Genomic DNA, 21,842 nt, shown 5'->3' on the forward strand with positions numbered 1-21,842 from the left:
CTAATGTACGGCAAATGACGGTTTTATGGCCCTTCTAGAGTTGCAAAGGACAATATCCCCAGTGGATTACGATGACGTCGCTCGAAAACTGATTGTGTACTCACGTTCCCTTGCCAAGGGATCCTTGAGTGCTGCCGGCGGCGCCAGTGTGGGCGAGGCACCGGTTTTACAGTATCTATCGGGTATTGACGGTGATGTCATTCCCTCCGAGATTGCCAAGAAGCTGAAATTCTCCCGTGCGCGCATGTCGCATATCTTGGATTCACTCGAGAGTAAGGGTTACGTTCAGCGCAGGACTGATCCAAACGATCGTCGGCGTGTGCTGCTGAGCATTACCGAGGAAGGCCGTGATTTCGCGGCGAAAAAAAATGCCGAGAGTGTGGCATCGCTCTCGAAACAACTCTCAGCGCTCGGCGAGCACGATGCCCAGGAGCTCGTGCGCATCCTGAATAAAGCTTACAGCCTTACCTATGATGCCGACGACTACCTGGACAATCTATAAGGATAAAGACAGACATTTAGGTGCATCTTGAAATGCACCCGGGACAGTTGTGCCCATCAGCCACCGTCAACATCTCATTCCAAACCAAATCAGCCAACGTACGTCATGGCAATCCCCGGTAGGTTGCAGGATGGCGGCTGAGCCTTTCCCTCGGGAAACTTCGCGAAGCCCAGTTCCCGAGGGAAAGGTATGGTCTGTGTAATACCAGACAAACAGTACATTTTTGCTAGATTGGTATTTGACTGAAGAACCAATTGGTATGGCTTATTAAGCCCACCTTGCCGTTGACGCTTATTTTGCTGCCGCTGGGAGAATTCCGAACTTGGGTGCGCAAGTGCTCCCATATGTTGATATGACCTAGTAGGTGGCTATCTGGTTACTACCAGTTGGCCCCTTGGTACCGGGTGGCCCCCATTGTGCGGAATGTACCGAACATCTCCGTTTGATACGTTTTCCCATGCTGCCGGGGGGCGTCCTCGGCACCTCAGCATGTCGGAAGAAAGGAGACCAGATGCGCAGGAATTCCATTTTTACGAAACGGTGGGTGAAGGGAAGCGCGGTCCTCGTTGCCACTGCAGCGACGCTCGTGTTTGCCAATCCCCAGCAGGCGATTGCCACGCCACTCAAGGGCGTCGACTCGGCGACCGTGTCCCAGTCTGCCTCGAATGTCGTCGACATCGATTTCGCTGACGGCATCAAGGGCCGTATTACGTTCCTCGAGGACGGTATTTTCCGTTATAACGTCGACCCCAAGGGTGAGTTTTCCGAGTACGCCACGCCGCGTAGTAAGTCCCACACGGCTAAGATCCAGGCTCAGCCCGATACCTCGGACACCTACAGCAAGCCGAGTGCGACGGTTGCCGACAAGGGCGACACTATCGAGATCACCGGCGGAAAGGCGACCGTGATCCTGGACAAGGCGACTGGCAAGATGAGTATCAAGTCAGGCGACCGTGTCGTGGTTTCCGAGTCCGCGTCCCTCGACCTTGATAAGAAGGGTACCGTCCAGACGCTCGCCAAGGAGAAGTCCGAGAACTTCTTTGGCGGCGGCACCCAGAACGGACGCTTCCTGCACACCAACCAGACCATCGCCATCTCCAACACGAACAACTGGACCGATGGCGGCGTTGCCTCGCCCAACCCGTTTTATTGGACGAGTGACGGCTACGGCGTACTCCGAAACACGTTTGCAGAGGGTTCCTACGACTTCGGTTCCACGGACTCATCGACGGTCACGACTTTGCACAGCGAGAATGAGTTTGATGCCTACTACTTCGTGGCGACCAACGAGGGCGCTTCGAACGTGGCAACCGAGATGCTGCAGGACTACTACAAGGTGACCGGTAACCCGGTACTGCTGCCCGAGTACGGGTTCTACCTTGGTCATCTTAATGCCTATAACCGTGATGGCTGGTCAACGACCTCGGGTCAAAAGAAGTGGGAGACCAAGGGCAGCAAGTCCTCGAGCGAGAAGGGCGACGTTAAGTACGAGTCTGGCATGTCGACGGGCTACAAGCTCGACGGCACACTTGCGGCCGAGACGCTCAACGGTGAGGGCCCTACGGTTGATACCGAGAACATGAAAGCGACCGATTTCGACCGCCAGTTCTCTGCTCGTCAGGTTATCGATGACTACGAGGACAACGACATGCCGCTCGGCTGGTTCCTGCCGAACGACGGTTACGGCGCCGGCTATGGCCAGAACGGTTACTACAAGACCGGCGGCGTCAACTCCGACGGAGCGAGCTCGGCCGACCGTCTTAACGCTGTGCGTGCCAATGTCGACAACCTTAAGAAGTTCACCGAGTATGCCAACTCCAAGGGTGTGAGCACGGGCTTGTGGACCCAGTCCAACCTTGAGCCCGACAGCAACCCTGAGACCCCGTGGCATCTGCTTCGCGACTTCGACGCCGAGGTCAAGACAGGAGGCATCACTACCCTTAAGACCGACGTTGCCTGGGTTGGATCTGGCTACTCCTTTGGTCTTAATGGCATCAAGACAGCTTATGACACGGTGACGACCGGCGCTAACAAGCGCCCCAACATCATCACGCTCGATGGTTGGGCCGGCACGCAGCGCTTTGGTGGCATTTGGACCGGCGACCAGTATGGCGGTAACTGGGAGTACATTCGCTTCCATATCCCCACGTATATCGGTCAGAGTCTTTCGGGCAACCCCAACATCGGCTCCGACATGGATGGCATCTTTGGCGGCGACCCCATCATCTCTGCGCGTGACTACCAGTGGAAGACGTTCACGCCCTCTATGCTTGACATGGACGGTTGGGGCACCTACCGTAAATCGCCCATGACGCACGGCGATCCCTACACAGGCATCTCGCGCTTCTACCTCAAGCTCAAGGCGCAGCTCATGCCCTATATCTACACGAGCGCGGCCTCGGCGGCCAACATCGACACGGGTAACGGCGATGCCGGCCTGCCCATGATCCGCGCCATGCTGCTTTCCGACAACTCCGAGTACGCCGCAAGCACTTCGACGCAGTACCAGTATATGTTCGGTGAGAACTTCCTAGTGGCACCGGTGTATCAGGATACCCAGGCAGACGAGAACGGCAACGACATTCGCAATGGGATTTACCTCCCCAACTACGGCACCGACGAGGATCCCACCATCTGGATCGATTACTTCTCGGGTAAGCAGTATCGCGGCGGCCAGGTTCTCAACAACTACGAGGCTCCGCTTTGGAAGCTGCCGCTGTTTGTGAAGGCCAACGCTATCGTGCCGATGTACGCCGAGAACAACAACCCCGAGGCCGTGAGCGACACCAACACCAAGGGTACCGACCGCAGCCAGCGTATCGTCGAGTTCTTCGCCACCGAGGGCGACGGCACCTTTACGCAGTACGAGGACGACGGCTCCTCCATCGAGAACAACACGACTGAGGACGATTCCTACGGCACGATCGACAATATCTCCTACGGTGAGCATGTGAGCACCGTCTACAGCTCCAAGGCCGCAGGCGGCACCGCGACCTTTACCGCCGAGGCCTCGCAGGGCGGCTACAACGGCTACGACTCCAACCGCACCACGACCTTCGTGGCCAATGTGTCCGCCAAGCCCACGAGCGTTGTCGCCAAGAACGGCGGATCCGCACTCAACGTGGTTGAGGTCGACTCGCAGGAGACCTTTGACGCCGCGACCCCCGAGGCCGGCCAGGCGGTCTACTTCTACAGCGAGACCCCCAACCTCAACCACTACGGCAGCGATGCGGACGGCACCGAGGCCGAGCAGGGCGAGAGCTTCAACAACACCAAGATCACCACGAACCCCAAGGTCTACGTCAAGTTCGCGAAGACCGATGTTGCTGCAGCGGCGCAGACGCTTGAGCTGGGCGGTTTCGTGAACGCCGACGCCACGCTCACAGCCGATCGCCTCAACGAGAACCTCTCCGCACCCACGAACCTTGCTGCCCCCGAGGACGCCACGACCCCAACGAGCATCAAGCTCACCTGGGGAAAGGTCGATGGTGCTACCTCCTACGACCTTAAGGTCGACGGCACTGTGTTTGCCGTGGGTGATGCGGCCGAGTTCACGCACACCGACCTCGCCTACAATAGCAAGCACACCTACCAGATTCGTTCGCGCAACGCCGAAGGTTACTCCGCCTGGAGCGATGTGCTCGAGGCGAACTCCGCACTCGATCCGTGGCGGAACGTCCCCGACGCCGAGGAAATCACCTGGGAGGGCTCACTTTACGGCAGCCATAAGGCCGAGCTCGCCTTCGACCATGAGTTCCAGTCGGGCGACGGCGGTTTCCACTCCGGTGGCAACGATCTGGGCAAGGCGCTTACCGTTGACTATGGACGCGCTTACAAGCTCGATAAGCTCGAGTACTATCCGCGCGATGACGCCGGCAACGGCACCGTGACCAAGATGCGTGTTGAGACGAGTCTCGATGGCGTCCACTGGACGAGCCAGGAGGTCGATTGGGCACGTTCCGCTGATTGTAAGACGGTAGCGTTTGACGGCACCGTGGCCGCCCGTTACGTGCGCATGACACCGCTCGCCTCGGTCGGCAATTTCTTCTCCGCGTCCGAGATTGCCATCTACAAGACCGACGGCACGGATGGCTTCGCCGTGGGCTCCAACCTCAACAAGGCCACGATCTCCGACGGAGACTACTCCAACATGAAGAACTATCTGGGCCTCGAGAATCGCGAGCCCGATACCCCGACGTTCGGTTCGCAGATCCGCGACCACTTCGCCGACCTCAACGATAACGGCGTTTACGACGTCTACGATTACTCGTTCACCATGGCGGGTCTTGACGGCGGCACCAAACAAAAGGGCAAGGTCGCAGGTTCGCTCGCGGTGATTCCGAGCAAGACCGAGGTCGAGGCCGGTGATGAGATCACCGTTGATGTCTATGCGGCCGACGCCAAGAACGTCAACGCCCTGGGCGCCCTCGTCAACTTCAAGAGCGACCAGTTCGAGTTTGTGTCCGAGAGCATCGCGCAGGACGGCTCGACTGCCGGCATGGAGAACCTGTCTCGCGAGAAGGTCCAGTTCGTGGACGGAACGCAGACTATCAATCTCGCCTTTGCCAACCGCGGCGATGGCAAGCTCTACAACGGTACTGGCGCGGTGGCGAGTTTCAAGCTCAAGGCCAAGACCGCCGGAAAGGTCGAACTGCCCTCGACATCTTGGCTTATCGGCCCGGCATGCGACGCACTTGAGTTTGCGAGCGACGGCACGGTGACGATGCCGGACGTTCCTCAGCCAACGGTCGCCGAGTACGCCCAGGATGCCTTCAACATCACGATGACCAACGATGAGCTCACGACCGACGACGGGACCAACGTCGAGAAACTTATCCAGCAGAAGAGCTATAACGCGCTGTTCGATAATAACGAGGGCGACAACGGCTTTGAGTTCCTGTGGAACTGGAGTGGCAACTGGGACAGCGAGGGTAAGCTACCGAGTTACGTGAAGCTTCCCACCACGATGACATTCGCATTTAAGACGCCGTCGAAACTCGATAGCGTCGAGGTCGTTAACCGCAACGGCGGCAACGGAACCGTACAGAAGATCAAGGCCGTCGTGACGTTCGAGGATGGCTCGATCCAAGAGTTCGCGGGCGGGGAGTACGATTCCTTCCTGGCTCGCTACGCCTTTGACCTCTCTGCCGAGAACAAGGGCAAGAAGGCGACCAAGGTCGAGGTCACGCCGCTTGAGGCATCGGGTGACCAGATGCTCACACTGCGTGAGGTCAACTTCAACTACACGCAGGGTGTCGAGGCCATCGAGGGTGTCGAGCTAGGCAAGAACCAGACCGAGTTCTTTGAAGGCGACATTACGCCCGTCGACGCCAAGGCTACGCCTGAGAGCGCTGGCTACCCCTATGTGACGGTCGAGAGCTCCGACCCCTCTGTGGTAAGCGTCTCCGCTGTTCAGGCTGGCGATAGCGTGAGCTACTACCTGCGTGCCAACAAGGCCGGCAAGGCAAAGATCACGGTGGCGTCGGTACTCGACCCCTCCAAGACCGCATCCTATGAGGTCGAGGTCAAGGCTGGTGTCGATACCTCTGCGCTCGTGGCAGCGCTTTCCAAGGCCGCGGGCTACAGCGAGTCCGTCTACACCAAGGATTCCTATGCAGCTCTCACCACTGCGGTCGAGGCGGCTCGGAAGCTCCTCGACAGCGGCCAGGGCAGCTATAGCAAGAAGGATGTCGCAGACGCCACTGCCAAGATCGAGAAGGCAATCGACGGCCTCAAGATGCGCCCTGTCGATGAGAAGATCCTCATCAACACGCCCGAGAACCGCAAGAACGTCAAGGTGGCCGACGTCTCGAGTGAGGCCGACTACGAGGGCAGCAACGCCGTCAACGCTCTCGACGGCGACGAGCGGACGCTTTGGCACAGCGACTGGGCCCATGGGACCGGTATGCCCCAGTATCTGAGTGTCGACCTGGGCCGCGACTACGATCTCACCGACGTTACATTCCTGCCGCGCCAGGACGGCGGCACTAACGGCGATATCTTCGAGGCCGAGATACTGGTCTCCGACACTGCCGACGGTTATGAGATGGGCACCGCCACGTCGATGGGTACGTTCGCCTTCGACAACGACGGCCGCGTGCTCACCGACCGTGGCGACTGGAAGCAGATGAGCTTTGGCGCCGCGCGCGGCCGCTACGTGACCGTCAAGGTGATTCACGCCGGCGGTGGCGACGTTGATGCCTACTGCAGCATGGCGGAGCTCAAGTTCTACGGTACGGCCGTCCCCGATCCGGTGGCGAAGGATGATCTCGCTACCGCGATCGAAAAGGTTGATGCCGAGGTTGCTGCCGGCGACCTCAAGGCCGGTGACTACACCGAGGCCTCCTGGACGGCGCTCGAGAACGCCCTGGCGAGCGCCCGCGCCATCTTGAGCGATGAGGACGCCACGCAGGACGAGGTCGACCAGGCGCTCAGGGCGCTCGAGAGCGCCCGCGGCGCGCTCGAGAAGACCCCGGTGGTCCCGGTCGAGAATCCGACTAAGAAGCAGCTCAAGGCCCTGGTCAAGCAGGCGAAGGAGACTGACACCAGGGGCAAGACGGACGAGTCTGTCAAGGCCCTGACGGATGCCATTACCTACGCCGAGGACGTCTTGGGTGATGAGAATGCTTCCGACACCCAGCTCCAGGCGGCCTATGACCAGCTCAAGCTGGCCATTGAGAGCCTCAGGGATGCCGACTCCGGCAACCAGGGCGGCTCGGGCAACCAGGGTTCCGGCAATGGCTCGAACGGCGGCAACCAGGCGGGCAAGCCCGCAGGCGACAAGGCCCAGGGCAGCAAGAAGAACGGTTCGGCGATCCCCAATACCGGCGACCAGACGGCGGCGACCGTCGTGACCGTCGGTGGTCTCGGCGCCATCATCGCCGCGATCGGCGCTTTCTTCCATCGTCGCAGCAAGGCCAAGTAGCCCCAGCAACAGCTAAGCAAGCGTGCCCGCCGTCCCACCCAAGGACGGTGGGCATGCTTTTTGAATGTAGGCGGAAAGCTCCGACCCTTCGGCCTTAATCTCGCAAAGCATTCCGTCTCTCACCGAACACATCGGCATCGGTGGCTATACTTGAATTATTTGCAGTTAAGGGTCGCGGATTCGCTGCGTCACCGCTCTCAACAGGAGGTCTATGTTTATGGCAGATCAGAAGCCGGTTGTCGGGATCATCATGGGTTCCAAGTCCGATCTGGGCGTTATGGAAGGCTGCACCGCCGAGCTCGAGGCACTGGGTGTGCCCTATGAGCTCGTCATTGCGAGCGCGCACCGCACGCCGGCGAAGGTCCACGAGTGGGCTTCGACTGCCGCCGATCGCGGTATCAAAGTGATTATCGCCGCCGCCGGCAAGGCCGCTCACTTGGGTGGTGTCGTGGCTGCCTTTACGCCGCTGCCGGTTATCGGCGTGCCTATGAAGACGAGTGACCTGGGCGGTATGGATTCGCTGCTGTCGATGGTGCAGATGCCTTCGGGCGTGCCCGTGGCCTGCGTTGCCATCAACGGTGCCAAGAACGCCGCCATCTATGCCACACAGATTCTGGGTGCTTGCGACCCCGAGTACCGCAAGGTTATCGAGAAGATGAAGCAGGAGATGGCTGACGCCTAAGCGTTCCGCCGTTTCACCGCAGTATAAGGAGAGCCATGTCCGATTATCAGGGAAAACGATTCAAGGCTTCTCAGATTCCCGATCCGTCGAAGCCGGGTGCTGCCCGTGCGGCACAGCAGGGTCGGACATCCTCTCCTCAGCAGCCGCGCGCGCCGCGCCCCGTGACACCGGCGACGCATCGTCGACAGGACGCGCCGGCCGCATATCGTCCTTCGTCTTATAGCTCCGCTAAGAAGCCGCCCCGGTCTTCATCGCATGCCGCGCCGTCGGATCGCACCGAGCCGCCGCGCAAAAAGCGCCACTCCATTATTCCCATTCTGCTCATCATCATCGGTATCGGTCTGATTGTCGCCGCCGCCGCTATTTTTATTAATGCCCAGATTGGCTATAAGCAGGCGAGCGATTCGTATCAGAAAATCGAGAAGCAATATGTAAGCGATAAGGACGCCAGCGGCGTGCCGATTATCGACTTTGATGCGCTTGCTCAGACGAACCCCGAGATTGTGGGTTGGATTTACGTGCCGGGAACCAACATCAACTATCCCGTGGTGCAGACCAACAACAACTCCAAATACCTCAACACGCTGTTCGATGGCACGTCTAACGCCTCGGGTGCCATCTTCTTGGATAGCGATGACACCGCGCCGGGAATGGTCGACCAGCAGACCACGATCTACGGCCACCATATGAACGATGGGTCGATGTTCAACGTGATTTCGGATACGACTGACCAGGCAACGTTCGATAGCATTGAATATGTGTACTACATCACGCGCGATGCGACGTATAAGTTGCGTCCGCTGGCGACCAAGGTGGTCGAGGACACGTATGCCAAGGCGCGCACGACCAATTTTGAGGGCGACGACGGACTCAAGAACTACCTGTCCGAGATGCTCGACGGCGCTTCTGCCGTGGCGAGTGATGCCACCGATCGTGCCGCTTCGGCAACTAAGGTTGTAACGCTTGTGACCTGTCGTTCGCTGTCGCTGAGCAACACACGCGCCGTCATGGTGCTCACGCCGGTCGAGGAATAAGTTGTTCGAGAGTAGCTAAAAAGGCCCCGTCCCAAATTGGCTACTCGACGACGGTAAGGGAGAAATGATGCTCGAGAGTGGCAAATTGATGCCTTCGATTGATGCTTGGCTGCGCGAGGCCAAGGCCGATGCTTCGGCGGCAGGCTGTGGGATGTATCTGACGCATAACGGTGTGGTGCGCGCGACGCCCAAGGCTGAGGTGCGCGGAGTCGAGACCGATGGCGTGGCGCCAGGCCACAGGGTGGGCGGCATGGTCTTTGACTACGACGCCGAAAAGGTACGGTCTGCTATCGAGACTACGCGCGCGATGCCGGGTATCGGCTATGTGCGCGTGTGGCTGGCAAGCGGCGAGCTTACCGTAGGTGACGACATCATGCTCGTGCTTATCGGCGGGGACATTCGCCCACACGTGGTCGATGCACTGCAGGCGCTCGTTGGCACCATCAAGAACGAATGCGTGAGTGAGGTCGAGCGCGAGGCATAGAGGATTGCGTCGATAGAAGGATCGTTTATAAAAATGCCCACCGGTACGTGTGATACCGGCGGGCATTTTGCGTTTTGGGCGCGGTGGGCGCTACACGCGCGTCGCATCCTTGGGGCTCATGGTCATGCTCTGGAAGCGGTTTTCCATGTACTCGTTATCGAAGTGCTCTCCGTAGAACTGTGCGACGGGAATGTCCGGCTCCGTGCCGTTAACGCGCTGGTACCAGTAGTCGAGCGACTGCAGCGTCATGACGCCGTCGACCAGCATGATAACGGTAAAGATGACGGTGGCCGAGTAGCGGCTCTTCCAGGGAATCATGTTGATGAGCTTGAGCAATCTGGGCAGCAGCAATTTGATCCAGATAAGTCCGCCCAGGCCCCACAGGCAGGCGAAGCCCGTGCAGGTGCGTCCGCCCGTGAGGACCACGAGCGGATCGGGCAAACCGAACAGCGTTATGTGCGAGTAGCTCCACGAGACCACGCCAAACGCGGTCTGCATAAACCAGCCCACGAACACCTCAAAGCTGGCGCCGAGCAGGGCGCTCACCAGGAAAATGATGATGGGGTTCTTTTTGTAGAAGCGGTTAAGCACCATGGTCATGAGCACGGCGCCAAATCCGTAGATGGGGCTGAAGGGGCCAAACAGCATGCCGGCGCGGTTCTGATAGACGCCCGGGTCGTCGACTGTCATGTGCCAGATGTCCTCGGCGATCAGGCCGAGTATGCAGCAGACAAAGAACACCCAGAACAGGTTGAAGTAGTTGAGCTTGATGTAGCCCTCGCCGGTTTCATCGCGGCCGAGCATGCCCTCGGCGGCGGCGTCGCGGTCGAGCATCTCCTGCAGGCGGCGCTGCAGTTCGCGCTCCTGACGAAGCGTGGGGTCGACGGTTGCCGAAAGTGCAACGAGGATGCCGAGCTGGATCGCGGGACGCAGCAGGAAGGGCCCGATGCCCTGGAGCATCACGTCGACCAAAAGCTCGACGACGGTGAATGCAATAAGGATGTAGGACAGGCGGGCGGCGTTGCGGCGCTGGTTTTTGATAAGGTCCAGGCCAAAGATGATTAGGATGACGGCACTTGCCGCAGAGAGCATGATGCCGGCGACGATAAGGCCGACTGCGACGAGCGTGTTGTCGCCGAGCTTTTCGGTGGCGTTGCCGTTAACAAGTGCCGTGATGACCTGCCACATAAAGGCAGCGACCGACGGGAGCGTGCCCACGCCGGAAAGGATGCACAGGACGGCGTACACCTTAATGATGAGGGGGATCTTCTTGACCTCCGTGGCGCTGGGGACGCTGGGGTCGAGTTCGTTTCGATCCATACAGAACCTTTCTCGCTTTGTTGTAGGTTACAAGGATACGCCGCCGACCTGCCAAAAGACAGGACGAACGTCCCAATTGCAACTTTGTAATCCCCAACGGCGGACGCGGCGGCCATCTGGGGGCGCGGGCACTTACGCTGGACAGACCGATAAAATGTTTGGCAACAAAACTGATTATTAGCTCGGTGGGCTTTTAAAAAGCGCTGCTCATGCGCTGGGGAGCACGTCGCGCCGTGCGTATAATAAGGCGGGTAACGCCAAAAATACGAGGCTCTGAGGGGATACCATGTCTCAAGAAACCATCCGCGCGGCCGAGCGTGCCGCGGGACAGGTGAACACCATGTCGACGTATGATCCGGACTCCGACCAGCTGCATGAGGAATGTGGCATTTTCGGCGTATGGGCGCCCGATCGCGACGTGGCTCGACTGACGTACTTTGGCCTGCGTGCACTGCAGCACCGTGGCCAGGAATCGGCGGGAATCGCCGTGGGTGACGGCGGCACGGTTATGGTCCGCAAAGACCTGGGGCTGCTCGATCGCGTGTTCTCCAACGCCGACCTGTCGACGCTCTCCGGCCAGCTGGCCGTGGGCCACGTGCGCTATGGCACCGCCGGTGCCAAGAGCTGGGAAGCCTCTCAGCCGCATCTTTCTACCATCAACAGCGTCATTATCGCGCTTGCTCACAACGGCACCCTCGTCAACACCGACGAGCTGCGCCGCCAGCTGATCGAGCTGGGCGTGCCATTCCTCTCCAACTCGGATTCCGAGGTCGCGACCAAACTCATCGGCTACTTTACCCAGCGTACAGGCCATCTGCGCGAGGGCATTCGCAAGACCATGGAGCTCGTGCGCGGCGGCTACGCCATGACGCTCATCAACGAGCAAGCGCTCTACGCATTCCGCGATCCACACGGCATTCGCCCGCTCGTGCTGGGCAAGCTGGTGGACGAGGGTCTGGACCAGGCCGATGCCGCAGCCGTTTCGCAGCTGCCGTCGCAGGACGGCGCCGCGACGGTCGACTCCGCCGTCCGTGTCACGCGCGCCGGCGGCTGGGTCGTTGCTTCCGAGACCTGCGCACTCGACATCGTGGGTGCCGAGTACGTCCGTGACGTCCGTCCCGGCGAGATCTTGCGCATCAGCGCCGAGGGTCTGGTATCCGAGCAGGGCGTGCCTGCAGCCGAAGAGCCCGCCAACTGCATCTTTGAGCAGGTCTACTTTGCCCGCCCCGACTCCATCATGAACGGCAAGAGCGTCTATGCCTGCCGTTACGACATGGGTCGTCAGCTGGCACATGAGGAGCCCGTCGAGGCCGACCTGGTCATCGGCGTGCCCGACTCCGGCCTGCCGCCCGCGGAGGGGTATTCGCACGAGAGCGGTATTCCCTTTGGCGAGGGCCTTATCAAGAACCGCTACGTGGGCCGTACGTTTATCGAGCCTACGCAGGAGTTGCGCGCCATGGGCGTGCGTATGAAACTCAACCCGCTGCGCGACAATATCGAGGGCAAGCGCCTGGTCGTCATCGACGACTCCATCGTGCGCGGCACCACCATGGTGCAGCTCGTCAAGATGCTGCGCAACGCCGGCGCCAAGGAGATTCACATCCGCATCAACTCGCCCGAGGTCATTTGGCCGTGCTTCTACGGTATCGATACCGACGTGCAGTCGCAGCTTATCAGCGCCAACAAGACGGTCGACGAGATTTGCGAGTATATCGGCGCCGATTCGTTGGCCTTCCTTTCGGTCGAGGGCCTGCTTAAGGTCATGCCCAAGGGCGGCTACTGCGACGCGTGCTTTACCGGCCGCTATCCCGTGGCGATTCCCGAGAGCTTTGGCCGCGACAAGTTTATGGAGGGCTTTAAGCCCCGCAACCTGGACAAGCCGCTGTACTTTGACGACGACGCCGTGGTCGAGAAATACGACGACCGCAGCTGGGAAGAGGAGCACGGCGAGGCATAAAACCTGCCATATGGGGACAGGTTTATTTTGGTAGGTTTTACCTGCTGTTTTGTTGATATGACGGCGCGTGCTGTTATGGCGCGCGCCGAAATGAACGCAACTATGAGCACCGTTTGGCGCCCGTGCGGCGCCACGGTAGTGGGAGAGGAAGGCTCAGATGAGCGACAGCAAGCATGTGACGTACGAGGACGCCGGCGTCGACACCGCCGAGGGCGGTCGCGCCGTCGACGCGATTAAGCAGATGGTCAAGGACACTAACCGTTCCGAGGTTATCGGTGGCATCGGCGGCTTTGGCGGCCTGTTCTCGGCCGCCGCGCTCAAGGATATGGAAGACCCGATCCTGATTAGCGGTACCGACGGCGTGGGCACCAAGCTCGTGCTCGCCCAGATCATGGACCGTCACGAGACGGTTGGCCAGGACCTGGTCGCTATGTGCGTCAACGATATTCTGGCTTCGGGCGCCGAGCCGCTGTTCTTCCTGGACTACGTTGCCATCGGTCACATCGAGGCCGAGCACATGGCAAAGATTATCAAGGGTGTGGCCGACGGCTGCAAGCTCGCGGGCTGCGCGCTCGTGGGCGGTGAGATGGCCGAGCACCCGGGCGTCATGGCTCCTGCCGACTACGACCTTGCCGGATTTACCGTGGGCGTCGTCGACCGTCCCAAGATGCTCGACCCCGCAAACGTCCGCCCGGGCGATGTGATCCTGGGCCTGCCTTCCACCGGCGTGCACTCCAACGGCTACTCGCTCGTGCGTAAGGTCATTGGCGTCGACGGCGTTAAGCCGGGCACGCCCGAGGCCGTCGCTAAGGCCGAGGAGCTGAGCCGTCCGCTCGAGGAGCTCGGCGGTGCATCGCTGGCAGACGCTCTGTTGGCCCCCACGCGCATCTACGTCAAGCCGATCCTGGAGCTGCTGCGCGGCGGCGCCAACGTGCACGCCATCGCCCACATCACTGGCGGCGGTATTACCGAGAACCTCAACCGCGCGCTCGCCGACGACGTCGACGCCGTGGTCACCCGCAACGGCGCCGAGATGGGATGGGACGTTCCGCCCGTCATTACTTACGTGTCGCGTCAGGCCGAGCTCGCGCCCAACGAGGCATGCAAGACCTTCAACATGGGCGTCGGCCTGTGCCTGATCGTCGCCCCCGAGGACGAGGCCGCCGTGACCGAGGCCCTGGTCGCGCTGGGCGAGAAGCCGTTCCGCGTGGGCGAGTGCGTCGAGGGTTCCGGTAAGGTCGTGTACTCCGATGAGCGCTAACGAGCAGATGGCTGCTGGTGAGGGCCTGGGCTATGTGCCCTACACCCGTCCGACCGGCACTGATACGGCTGAGCCGCTCAAGATTGGCGTGCTCATCAGCGGTTCTGGTACCAACCTGCAGGCGCTGATCGACCTGATCGCTGCCGGCAAGCTCAACGCTTCGATTGAGCTCGTGGTGTCGAGCCGTCCTTCGGCCAAGGGGTTGCAGCGTGCCGAGCGTGCGGGTATCCAGACGCTGACGCTGTCCAAGGATGTCTATGCCGACCCCATCGCCGCCGACGAGATCATCGCGCACGAGCTGCTCGAGCGCGGCTGCGAGTATGTGGTCATGGCCGGCTACATGCGCATGGTGCACACGCCGCTGCTGGCGGCGTTTCCCAACCGCGTGGTGAACCTGCATCCGGCGCTGCTGCCGAGCTTTACCGGCGCGCATGCGATCGACGATGCCTTTGCGCGCGGCGTCAAGGTGACCGGCGTGACCGTGCACTTTGCCAACGAGGTCTACGACAACGGCCCCATCATCGCCCAGCGCGCGCTGGCTGTCGAGGAGGGCTGGGATGTCGACACGCTCGAGGAACACATCCACGCGATTGAGCACGTACTGTATCCCGAGGTCGTGCAGATGCTCGCCGACGGCCGCGTCCACGTGCTGGAGAGCGGCAAGGTCGCAATTGATGCGCCCCGCGTCTAGCGGCGCACAGTACAATTTAGTTGAGTGGTCAGGGTGGTCATTGGCGCCAAGGCGCGCGTGGCCACCTTTTGTTTTGGGTAGTCATCGGGGACGTTCCTGAATGACTAGGTGAGAGAGGTGAGCGCATGGCGGATAACGAAGCGCTGTTTACGCCTGAGCTGGTGTTTTTTGATTGGGAGTGTGCGACGCCGGGTGAGGTGTTTGCGCAACTCGAGAGTGAGCTTGCTCCGCGCGGCCACATTGCCGACGGTTGGCTCGACGCCGTTCGCACGCGCGAGGATGCCTATCCCACGGGTCTTGCCATGCCGGCGGCAAACATTGCCATTCCGCATACCGATCCGGGGTTTGTGGCCAAGCCCTATATCGCGGTGGTGAAGCCCGCCGCGCCCGTGACATTTAACGCTATGGCTGGCATGGGCGCTCCGGTGCCGGTGCAGATCGTCATCAATCTGGGCATCGCCGAGCCGGGCGGCCAGGTCGAGGCCCTGCAGGCTCTCATGAACATCTTTATGGACGCCGATGCTGCGGCCGACGTGCTCGGCCAAACCACGTCCCAGGGCATGGTCGACGCTATCCGCCGTCACTTCTAAGGTGCCGGCTGCCAGAGCTGTCCCCTTTGCACCAAAATGGTGCAGATTAACCTGTCCCCAATGCACCAAGCGTGCCGCGGGGGCTGCGTTGTGACACAATGGCGTTTGTTCGATTCGTTATGCGAAAGGCCAACTATGGCAAATAAGAAAAAGAACCCCGCACCCGAGCCGACGCCCGAGCAGCAGGCTCGCGCCGCCTCCAGCTCTCGCAAGAAGCAGCGCAAGACCCGCGTGTCCAAGACCGTCAAGATCGTCCTGGTGGTTATTGGCGTGCTGGCAATGCTGCTTTCTGTCTCGGCCATGGCGTGCTCCGGACTTATGTCGCAGGCCGAGGACACCTCGGGCTACAAGCTGACCGGCGGTGTTGCTGCCACTATCAACGGCACCAACCTCACCGAGGACACCGTGACCAAGCAGATCATGAGCATGCGCACGTCCTACGGCTACACCAAGGACAAGGACTGGGCGCAGTATCTGGTCGACAACGACCTCACGCCCAAGAAGTACCGCAAGCAACTCATCGACTCCTACACGCAGCAGATTCTGCTTCAACAGGCACAGAAGGAGAACGGCGTGACGGTGTCGGACGAGGAGGTTGAGAAGGCTTGGAAGGACGCGTGCAAGAGCGCGGGCGGTGCCAAGGCCTTTAAGAAGACCCTCAAGACCTACGGCTATACCGAGGATACCTACAAGGATTCGCTCAAGGAGAGTCTGGCGCAGCAGAAACTCAAGGATGCCGTCGCGCCCACGAGCAAGCCCAAGGACAGCGAGATCGTCGATTACATCAACGAAAACCTGTCCAGCTACAACGACGCCCGCCGCTCGTCGAACATCCTGATCAAGGTTGATTCCGACGCTTCCGACGAGGACAAGGCTGCCGCCAAGGCCAAGGCGCAGGAGTGCCTGGACAAGATCAACTCCGGTGAGCTGAGCTTTGAGGACGCCGTTGAGCAGTACTCCGAGGACACCGGTTCCAAGGAGAAGAAGGGCGATGTGGGCTGGGATAAGCTCACCACCTTTGTCGACAGCTACCAGACGGCGCTCGAGGGGCTCAACAAGGGCGACGTGAGCGAAGTCATCGAGTCGACCTATGGCTACCACATCATCAAATGCACTGACTACTTCCATGTCGATAATCAGGTTGATGACATCAACCAGGTGCCCAAGGACATCAAGAAGTACGTTTCCAACGTGGTGAAGACGCAGGCGGCCAGTACTGCATACAGCGAGTGGCTGGAGCAGTACAAGAAAGACGCCGACATTACCGTCAACCCCATGCCCAAGGATGTGCCCTACAACGTGAGCCTGAAGGGCGTCACCAAGAGCTCGACCGACGATTCGTCGACGACTGAGTAATCATGGGGCGGTGCTCGCGCGAGTGCCGCCCACGCTATTAGAGAGGATTTGCAGATGACCAACGAAGAGCTGCAGAAGGAAATGATCGCGGCCATGAAGGCTAAGGACAAGGTTCGCCTGTCCATCATTCGCCAGGTCAAGGCCGAGGTGAAGAATATCGAGGTTAACGAGCGCCGCGATGTGACCGAGGAAGACGTCAACAGCATGATCAAGCGTCTGATTAAGCAGACGAGCGAGACGCTGGAGATGTCCATCAAGGCCGGCACCGACCAAGAGCGTACCGACAACCTGACCGAGCAGGTCAAGATTCTGGAGAGCCTTCTGCCCGCGCAGGTTTCGGGCGAGGAGCTCGAGGCCCTGATCGAGCAGGTCATCGCCGAGCTGGGCGCCACGTCCAAGAAGCAGATGGGCCAGGTCATGGGCGCTCTGGGTAAGGTCACTGGCGGCAACTTCGATAAGCCGGCAGCAGCAAAGATCGTTGGAGCCAAACTCGCGTAGGGACCGAGCGGCATATAGTTGATGTTGAGGGGGCGTGACCATTGCGGTCGCGCCCCTTTTTTGATGGCAGCTGAAGGGCACTCATTGGGGACAGACTTAAATGAGTGCCCACTCCCCGGGTACTCATTTAAGTCTGTCCCCAATGAGTGCCCAATGAGTGGGCGGAAGGTTGCGGGTTCTTTACGGGGATGTAGTGTGGGCTGCGGAAACGTGGTTCTTTCCGTACAATAGTTCAACTCGTGTAAACGCAGGGAAGGGACATTCATGGCAGACATGATCGAGATCAAGCATCTCAACAAGTACTTTGGCGACCTGCATGTGCTCAAAGATATCAACCTCACCGTCAAGCGCGGCGAGAAGCTCGTAATGATCGGGCCTTCCGGCTCGGGCAAGTCGACGCTCATCCGTTGCGTCGACTATCTTGAGGAGCCCACGTCGGGCGAGGTCATCATCGACGGTACGCCGCTCACCAAAAAGAATCACCTGGAGATGGCCCGCAAGTATAGCTCCATGGTGTTTCAGCAGTTCAACCTGTATCCCAACATGACGGTGCTGGGCAACCTGACGCTCGCGCCCATCAAGCTACAAAAGAAGAGCAAGGAGGAGGCGACCGAGATCGCCATCGCCGCGCTCAAGCGCGTCGGCATGGCGCATAAGGCCGGCGAGTATCCGCAGAACCTCTCGGGTGGTCAGCAGCAGCGCATCGCCATCGCCCGCGCCCTGTGCACCAAGCAGCCCATCATCCTGTTTGACGAGCCGACCTCGGCGCTCGACCCCGAGATGGTCCAGGAAGTCCTGGACGTTATGATTGAGCTCGCGCAGGAGGACATCACCATGATCTGCGTGACGCACGAGATGGGCTTTGCGCGCCAGGTGGCCGACCGCGTCATCTTTATGGAGGACGGCCGCATCCTGGAGGAGGGTACGCCCGAGCACTTCTTCGATAACCCCGAGAACCCGCGCTGCCGCGAGTTCCTGTCCAAGATTCTGCACTAGGCGCGGTGATGGACATGACGGATATGACGAGGGCGGCCGTGTCGCGCCGTCACTTTTTGCAGCTGGCGGGCGCCGGCATGCTTGCGCTGACGGGGACCGCGCTTACCGGTTGCGGTAACTCTACCAGCGGCGAGGGCTCCGACAAGGGGTCCAAGCTTGCGGCCATTAAGTCGCGTGGTCATCTGAATGCCGGCGTCAAGAAGGACGTTCCCGGCTATGGCTATTACGACACCGCCAAGGGCCGCTTTGAGGGCATGGAAGTCGATTTGTGCTACCAGATCGCCGCTGCCGTCTTTGGCGTGAGCTACAAGGAGGCCCGCGCCCAGGAGCTTGTCGAGTTTACCGACGTAACGCCCAAGACGCGCGGCCCGCTGATCGATAACGGCCAACTCGACGTGGTCGCGGCGACCTACACCATCACCGACGAGCGCAAGAAGAGCTGGGATTTCTCGACGCCGTACCGCACCGACTACGTGGGACTCATGGTCAAGAAGCGTTCGGGCTTTACCTCGATTGAGGACCTGGACGGCAAGGTCATTGGCGTGAGCCAGGGTGCTACCACGCAGGGCCTGATCGAGCAGATGATCAAGGACAACGGCTTTAGCTGTAAGCCCGAGTTTAGGGCCTTTAGCGGCTACCCCATCATCAAGAGTTCCCTCGACGCTGGCAATATCGACGTCTTTGCCATGGACCGCTCCACGCTGGCCGGCTACATGAACGAGACCGTTGAGCTGCTGCAGCCCGAGGTCAAGTTTGGCGAGCAGGGCTACGGCGTGGCGACCAAGAAGGGCTGCGACCTTTCGGCCGTGGTCGATCAGGTGATTTGCGATCGCCTGGCCGACGGCTGGCTCGACCAAGAGGTCAAGACCTGGGGTCTTGTATAGGCGCATCGTCCAAGGAAGGAATCAAATGCTCGAAGGATTATTTGACGCCGACCGTTGGTCGACGACATTTCAAAACATGGGGCCCTTCTGGGAGGGCTTTGGCGTGACGCTGCAGGTGGTCGTTGCCGGTCTGCTGCTGTCGCTGGTGCTGGGCACGCTGCTGGGTGTGTTCTCTACCACTCGCTCGCGCGTGCTGCGCGCCATAAGTCGCGTGTACGTGGAGTTTTACCAGAACACCCCGTTGCCCGTACAGGTGCTCTTTATGTACATGGCCGGTCCGCAGTTTTTGCAGGCCATAACCGGTGCCGACCAGCCGGTGCGTATCGCGCCGTTCGTGTTGGGCTTCTTGGGCGTGGGCCTGTATCACGCGGCCTACATTTCGGAGGTCATCCGCACCGGTATCGAGGCGGTTCCGCGCGGTCAGATGGAGGCGGCCCAGAGCCAGGGCTTCACCCGGGCGCAGGCATACTGGTACATCGTACTGCCCCAGACGTTCAAGATCATTCTGCCGCCGCTGTGTAACCAGGCGCTCAACTTGGTCAAGAACACGTCGGTGCTGGCGCTTGTGGCTGGCGGCGACCTTATGTACCGTTCCGACAACTTTGTGAGTCTGTACGGTTACCTGCAGGGATACATCGTCTGCTGCCTTATGTACTTTATCATCTGCTTTCCGCTCGCCATGCTGGTGCAGTGGCTCGAGCGCCGCTCCAAGGAGCGTCCGCGTGGCGTGAGCCTGGCCGAGCTGGGGCTCGACAACGTAGAGGAGGCCTAGCGCATGGAAATCTTCAACGCGACCAACCTGCTCTACATTTGGGGCGGCTTTGTTAAGACAATCGAGATCTCGGCGCTGTCGATCTTTTTCTCGCTCATCTTTGGCACGGTGCTGGCGCTTGTTAAAAGCTATGCGCCCCGCCCGTTCCGTATTTTGGTGAGCGCCTATATCGAGCTGTTCCGTTGCACGCCGAACCTGCTGTGGATTCTGTTTATCTACTTTACGGTGCAGGGTTTGGACATTGTGATTTCGACCATCGCCTTTACGCTGTTTACCAGCGCCGTTATGGCCGAGATCGTGCGCGGCGGCCTCAACTCGATTCCGCGCGGCCAGTTTGAGGCAGCGCAGAGCCAGGGTTTTGGCTTCTTTGCCACCATGCGCTACATCATTCTGCCGCAGACGTTTAAGACGATCATCCCGGCGCTGTTTAGCCAGTGCACGACCGTCATCAAGGACAGCTCGTATCTTTCGGGCATTAACGTGGCCGAGCTCATGTACACGGCAAACGTCGTGATGGCCCATGCGATCGACCTGTCGCAGGTGCTTATGCTCTACGGCCTGGTGTTTGCGATGTACTTTGTGCTCAACTTTGGTATCTCGCTGCTGGTCCGAGCTTACCAACGCCGCATCGTAGCCGCATAGCCTGGCTTTCCCTGGCACCCAACCTTGGCCTTCAAACCGTCGCTCGCGTACCAAAGTACGCGTCGCTCCTCTTTCAGGCCAATCTTGGGCACCAGGAAAACCCAGGTACGGTATCGTGGGAATAAGAGATAAACAGCCCTTTTCTCATTTGTTAGAAAGGAATCGCGATGAGCGATCTGGAGAATAAGAAGAGTCCCGTGGTCATTACCATCGCGCGCGACTTTGGTGCCGAGGGCCACGAGATTGGACGCATCCTCGCCAACGAGTTGGGGATTCCTCTGTACGATAACGAGCTGCTAGTGCGTGCGTCGCTGCGTGCGGGTGAGTCGCTCGACAAGATGGCCGCCTATGACGAACGTCTGGCCGTGGAGAACATGGCGTTTCTGCCCGACCGCTACGATGCACGTTCGTACTCGGATAAGTTGTTCCAAAAGATGAGCCAGGTGATTTTGGATCTGGGCGAGACCGAGAGCTGCATTATCGAGGGTCGCCTGTCCGACTACCTGCTGCGTAACAACCCCAATCACATTGCCGTATTGGTGACCGCTCCCTTTGAGGACCGCGTCGAGATTGTGCGCAAGAAGCGTGGCCTTAATAAAAAGAAGGGTGCCAAGCTGGTCAAGCAGCAGCAGAAGGCGCGTGAGGCATTCTACAAGCGTTACAGCGCCGGAAAGTGGAAGATGACGAGCGGTAAGGATATAGTCGTCAACCGCGCCAAGCTGGGCCGCGAAGGCTGCAAAGACGTTATCGCCGCTGCCTACCGCTACAAAGTCGCCCAGCTCGAAGGCTAACCGACCAAAACCGCCACAAAGGGACAGACACCTTTGTGGCGGTTTTTGTTTTAGGCGGAGGGGAAGGCCTTGGCGGCAGTGCCTATCCTCGGCTTTTGCAAAATCTCGATCTGTAACACCAAGCCAGCGAAAATGGCTCTAACTGTTACAGATTTAGATGAACCGTTCGGCCGTCAGCCCAACGTCTTGATCTGTAACACCAGGCGGCATATTTGGTCTCTAACTGTTACAGATTGATATGCAGCGTGGGCGGCCGGCACAATATCTCGATCTGTAACAACTACAAGGCTCAACAGGGCCTAACTGTTACAGATTGAGATAAAGCGACCGGGCAAGTCCCCAACCACCGCAAAGGTGCCTGTCCCCATCGTGGTGGTTGGGGCGGCCGGTATAAAAAGTCCCCGCCGGGCGTGTGCGCGACGGGGACTTTGCCGTTTGATGGCTAGCGCTGCAGGTG

At 59.7% G+C, this 21,842-nt stretch carries 17 protein-coding genes; 16 read left to right on the plus strand and 1 reads right to left on the minus strand.

What is annotated here, in order from left to right:
- Positions 1–61: 61 nt before the first annotated feature.
- The 5 genes from DXD24_RS03420 (at position 62) to DXD24_RS03440 (ending at position 9,627) form a co-directional block, all read left to right on the plus strand.
- Positions 62–502, plus strand: coding sequence for a MarR family winged helix-turn-helix transcriptional regulator (locus DXD24_RS03420; RefSeq protein ID WP_158550133.1), 441 nt, complete (start codon positions 62–64; stop codon positions 500–502).
- A 511-nt stretch (positions 503–1,013) separates the two neighbouring features.
- The gene (locus DXD24_RS03425) at positions 1,014–7,427 is read left to right on the plus strand and encodes a discoidin domain-containing protein (RefSeq protein ID WP_158550135.1); all 6,414 of its coding nucleotides are present in this window, start codon (positions 1,014–1,016) and stop codon (positions 7,425–7,427) included.
- Positions 7,428–7,644: 217 nt separating this feature from the next.
- Positions 7,645–8,109 (plus strand): 5-(carboxyamino)imidazole ribonucleotide mutase, encoded by a 465-nt coding sequence (gene purE, locus DXD24_RS03430; protein WP_006235810.1) that lies wholly within the window; start codon positions 7,645–7,647, stop codon positions 8,107–8,109.
- 35 nt (positions 8,110–8,144) lie between these two features.
- The gene (locus tag DXD24_RS03435; protein ID WP_117646156.1) at positions 8,145–9,143 is read left to right on the plus strand and encodes a class B sortase; all 999 of its coding nucleotides are present in this window, start codon (positions 8,145–8,147) and stop codon (positions 9,141–9,143) included.
- Positions 9,144–9,210: 67 nt separating this feature from the next.
- The gene (locus DXD24_RS03440) at positions 9,211–9,627 is read left to right on the plus strand and encodes a molybdenum cofactor biosynthesis protein MoaE (RefSeq protein WP_117646157.1); all 417 of its coding nucleotides are present in this window, start codon (positions 9,211–9,213) and stop codon (positions 9,625–9,627) included.
- A 90-nt stretch (positions 9,628–9,717) separates the two neighbouring features.
- On the opposite strand, the gene DXD24_RS03445 is transcribed toward DXD24_RS03440, so the two are convergent.
- Positions 9,718–10,947, minus strand: a complete 1,230-nt coding sequence (locus DXD24_RS03445; protein WP_117646158.1) for a putative ABC transporter permease — start codon at positions 10,945–10,947, stop codon at positions 9,718–9,720.
- 286 nt (positions 10,948–11,233) lie between these two features.
- On the opposite strand from DXD24_RS03445, the gene purF reads away from it, so the two are divergent.
- The 11 genes from purF (at position 11,234) to DXD24_RS03500 (ending at position 21,385) form a co-directional block, all read left to right on the plus strand.
- Positions 11,234–12,904, plus strand: coding sequence for an amidophosphoribosyltransferase (gene purF, locus DXD24_RS03450; protein WP_055251559.1), 1,671 nt, complete (start codon positions 11,234–11,236; stop codon positions 12,902–12,904).
- Positions 12,905–13,061: 157 nt separating this feature from the next.
- Positions 13,062–14,165: a phosphoribosylformylglycinamidine cyclo-ligase gene (purM, locus tag DXD24_RS03455; protein ID WP_117646159.1), complete on the plus strand. Its 1,104-nt coding sequence runs from the start codon at positions 13,062–13,064 to the stop codon at positions 14,163–14,165.
- Positions 14,155–14,856, plus strand: a complete 702-nt coding sequence (gene purN / locus DXD24_RS03460; protein ID WP_117646160.1) for a phosphoribosylglycinamide formyltransferase — start codon at positions 14,155–14,157, stop codon at positions 14,854–14,856. The genes purM and purN overlap by 11 nt, the downstream gene beginning before the upstream one ends.
- Positions 14,857–14,981: 125 nt before the next feature.
- Positions 14,982–15,446, plus strand: a complete 465-nt coding sequence (locus DXD24_RS03465) for a PTS sugar transporter subunit IIA (protein WP_117646161.1) — start codon at positions 14,982–14,984, stop codon at positions 15,444–15,446.
- Between the two features lie 135 nt (positions 15,447–15,581).
- Positions 15,582–16,802 carry a peptidylprolyl isomerase gene (locus DXD24_RS03470; RefSeq protein ID WP_117646162.1) on the plus strand — a complete coding sequence of 407 codons (1,221 nt, stop codon included), beginning with the start codon at positions 15,582–15,584 and terminating at the stop codon, positions 16,800–16,802.
- Between the two features lie 54 nt (positions 16,803–16,856).
- Positions 16,857–17,300 (plus strand): GatB/YqeY domain-containing protein, encoded by a 444-nt coding sequence (locus DXD24_RS03475; RefSeq protein WP_089572631.1) that lies wholly within the window; start codon positions 16,857–16,859, stop codon positions 17,298–17,300.
- A gap of 264 nt (positions 17,301–17,564) precedes the next feature.
- The gene (locus DXD24_RS03480) at positions 17,565–18,296 is read left to right on the plus strand and encodes an amino acid ABC transporter ATP-binding protein (protein WP_055251548.1); all 732 of its coding nucleotides are present in this window, start codon (positions 17,565–17,567) and stop codon (positions 18,294–18,296) included.
- 8 nt (positions 18,297–18,304) lie between these two features.
- A complete protein-coding gene (locus tag DXD24_RS03485) occupies positions 18,305–19,180 on the plus strand; it encodes a transporter substrate-binding domain-containing protein (protein ID WP_082435536.1) in 876 nt (291 codons plus the stop codon).
- 25 nt (positions 19,181–19,205) lie between these two features.
- A complete protein-coding gene (locus DXD24_RS03490; protein WP_035136546.1) occupies positions 19,206–19,952 on the plus strand; it encodes an amino acid ABC transporter permease in 747 nt (248 codons plus the stop codon).
- Between the two features lie 3 nt (positions 19,953–19,955).
- On the plus strand, positions 19,956–20,594 hold the full coding sequence (locus DXD24_RS03495; RefSeq protein ID WP_055285379.1) for an amino acid ABC transporter permease: 639 nt from the start codon (positions 19,956–19,958) through the stop codon (positions 20,592–20,594).
- 167 nt (positions 20,595–20,761) lie between these two features.
- Positions 20,762–21,385, plus strand: a complete 624-nt coding sequence (locus tag DXD24_RS03500) for an AAA family ATPase (RefSeq protein WP_022094991.1) — start codon at positions 20,762–20,764, stop codon at positions 21,383–21,385.
- Positions 21,386–21,842 lie beyond the last annotated feature (457 nt).

This window comes from Collinsella sp. TF12-2AT (assembly GCF_003436735.1).
Lineage (GTDB): Bacteria > Actinomycetota > Coriobacteriia > Coriobacteriales > Coriobacteriaceae > Collinsella.

Bases quoted from the DNA above. Each gene is read 5' to 3' on its own strand.
- DXD24_RS03425 (WP_158550135.1), top strand. From the start codon at position 1,014: ATGCGCAGGAATTCCATTTTTACGAAACGGTGGGTGAAGGGAAGCGCG.
- purE (WP_006235810.1), top strand. From the start codon at position 7,645: ATGGCAGATCAGAAGCCGGTTGTCGGGATCATCATGGGTTCCAAGTCC.
- DXD24_RS03435 (WP_117646156.1), top strand. From the start codon at position 8,145: ATGTCCGATTATCAGGGAAAACGATTCAAGGCTTCTCAGATTCCCGAT.
- DXD24_RS03440 (WP_117646157.1), top strand. From the start codon at position 9,211: ATGCTCGAGAGTGGCAAATTGATGCCTTCGATTGATGCTTGGCTGCGC.
- DXD24_RS03445 (WP_117646158.1), bottom strand. From the start codon at position 10,947: ATGGATCGAAACGAACTCGACCCCAGCGTCCCCAGCGCCACGGAGGTC.
- purF (WP_055251559.1), top strand. From the start codon at position 11,234: ATGTCTCAAGAAACCATCCGCGCGGCCGAGCGTGCCGCGGGACAGGTG.
- purM (WP_117646159.1), top strand. From the start codon at position 13,062: ATGAGCGACAGCAAGCATGTGACGTACGAGGACGCCGGCGTCGACACC.
- purN (WP_117646160.1), top strand. From the start codon at position 14,155: ATGAGCGCTAACGAGCAGATGGCTGCTGGTGAGGGCCTGGGCTATGTG.
- DXD24_RS03465 (WP_117646161.1), top strand. From the start codon at position 14,982: ATGGCGGATAACGAAGCGCTGTTTACGCCTGAGCTGGTGTTTTTTGAT.
- DXD24_RS03470 (WP_117646162.1), top strand. From the start codon at position 15,582: ATGGCAAATAAGAAAAAGAACCCCGCACCCGAGCCGACGCCCGAGCAG.
- DXD24_RS03475 (WP_089572631.1), top strand. From the start codon at position 16,857: ATGACCAACGAAGAGCTGCAGAAGGAAATGATCGCGGCCATGAAGGCT.
- DXD24_RS03480 (WP_055251548.1), top strand. From the start codon at position 17,565: ATGGCAGACATGATCGAGATCAAGCATCTCAACAAGTACTTTGGCGAC.
- DXD24_RS03485 (WP_082435536.1), top strand. From the start codon at position 18,305: ATGGACATGACGGATATGACGAGGGCGGCCGTGTCGCGCCGTCACTTT.
- DXD24_RS03490 (WP_035136546.1), top strand. From the start codon at position 19,206: ATGCTCGAAGGATTATTTGACGCCGACCGTTGGTCGACGACATTTCAA.
- DXD24_RS03495 (WP_055285379.1), top strand. From the start codon at position 19,956: ATGGAAATCTTCAACGCGACCAACCTGCTCTACATTTGGGGCGGCTTT.
- DXD24_RS03500 (WP_022094991.1), top strand. From the start codon at position 20,762: ATGAGCGATCTGGAGAATAAGAAGAGTCCCGTGGTCATTACCATCGCG.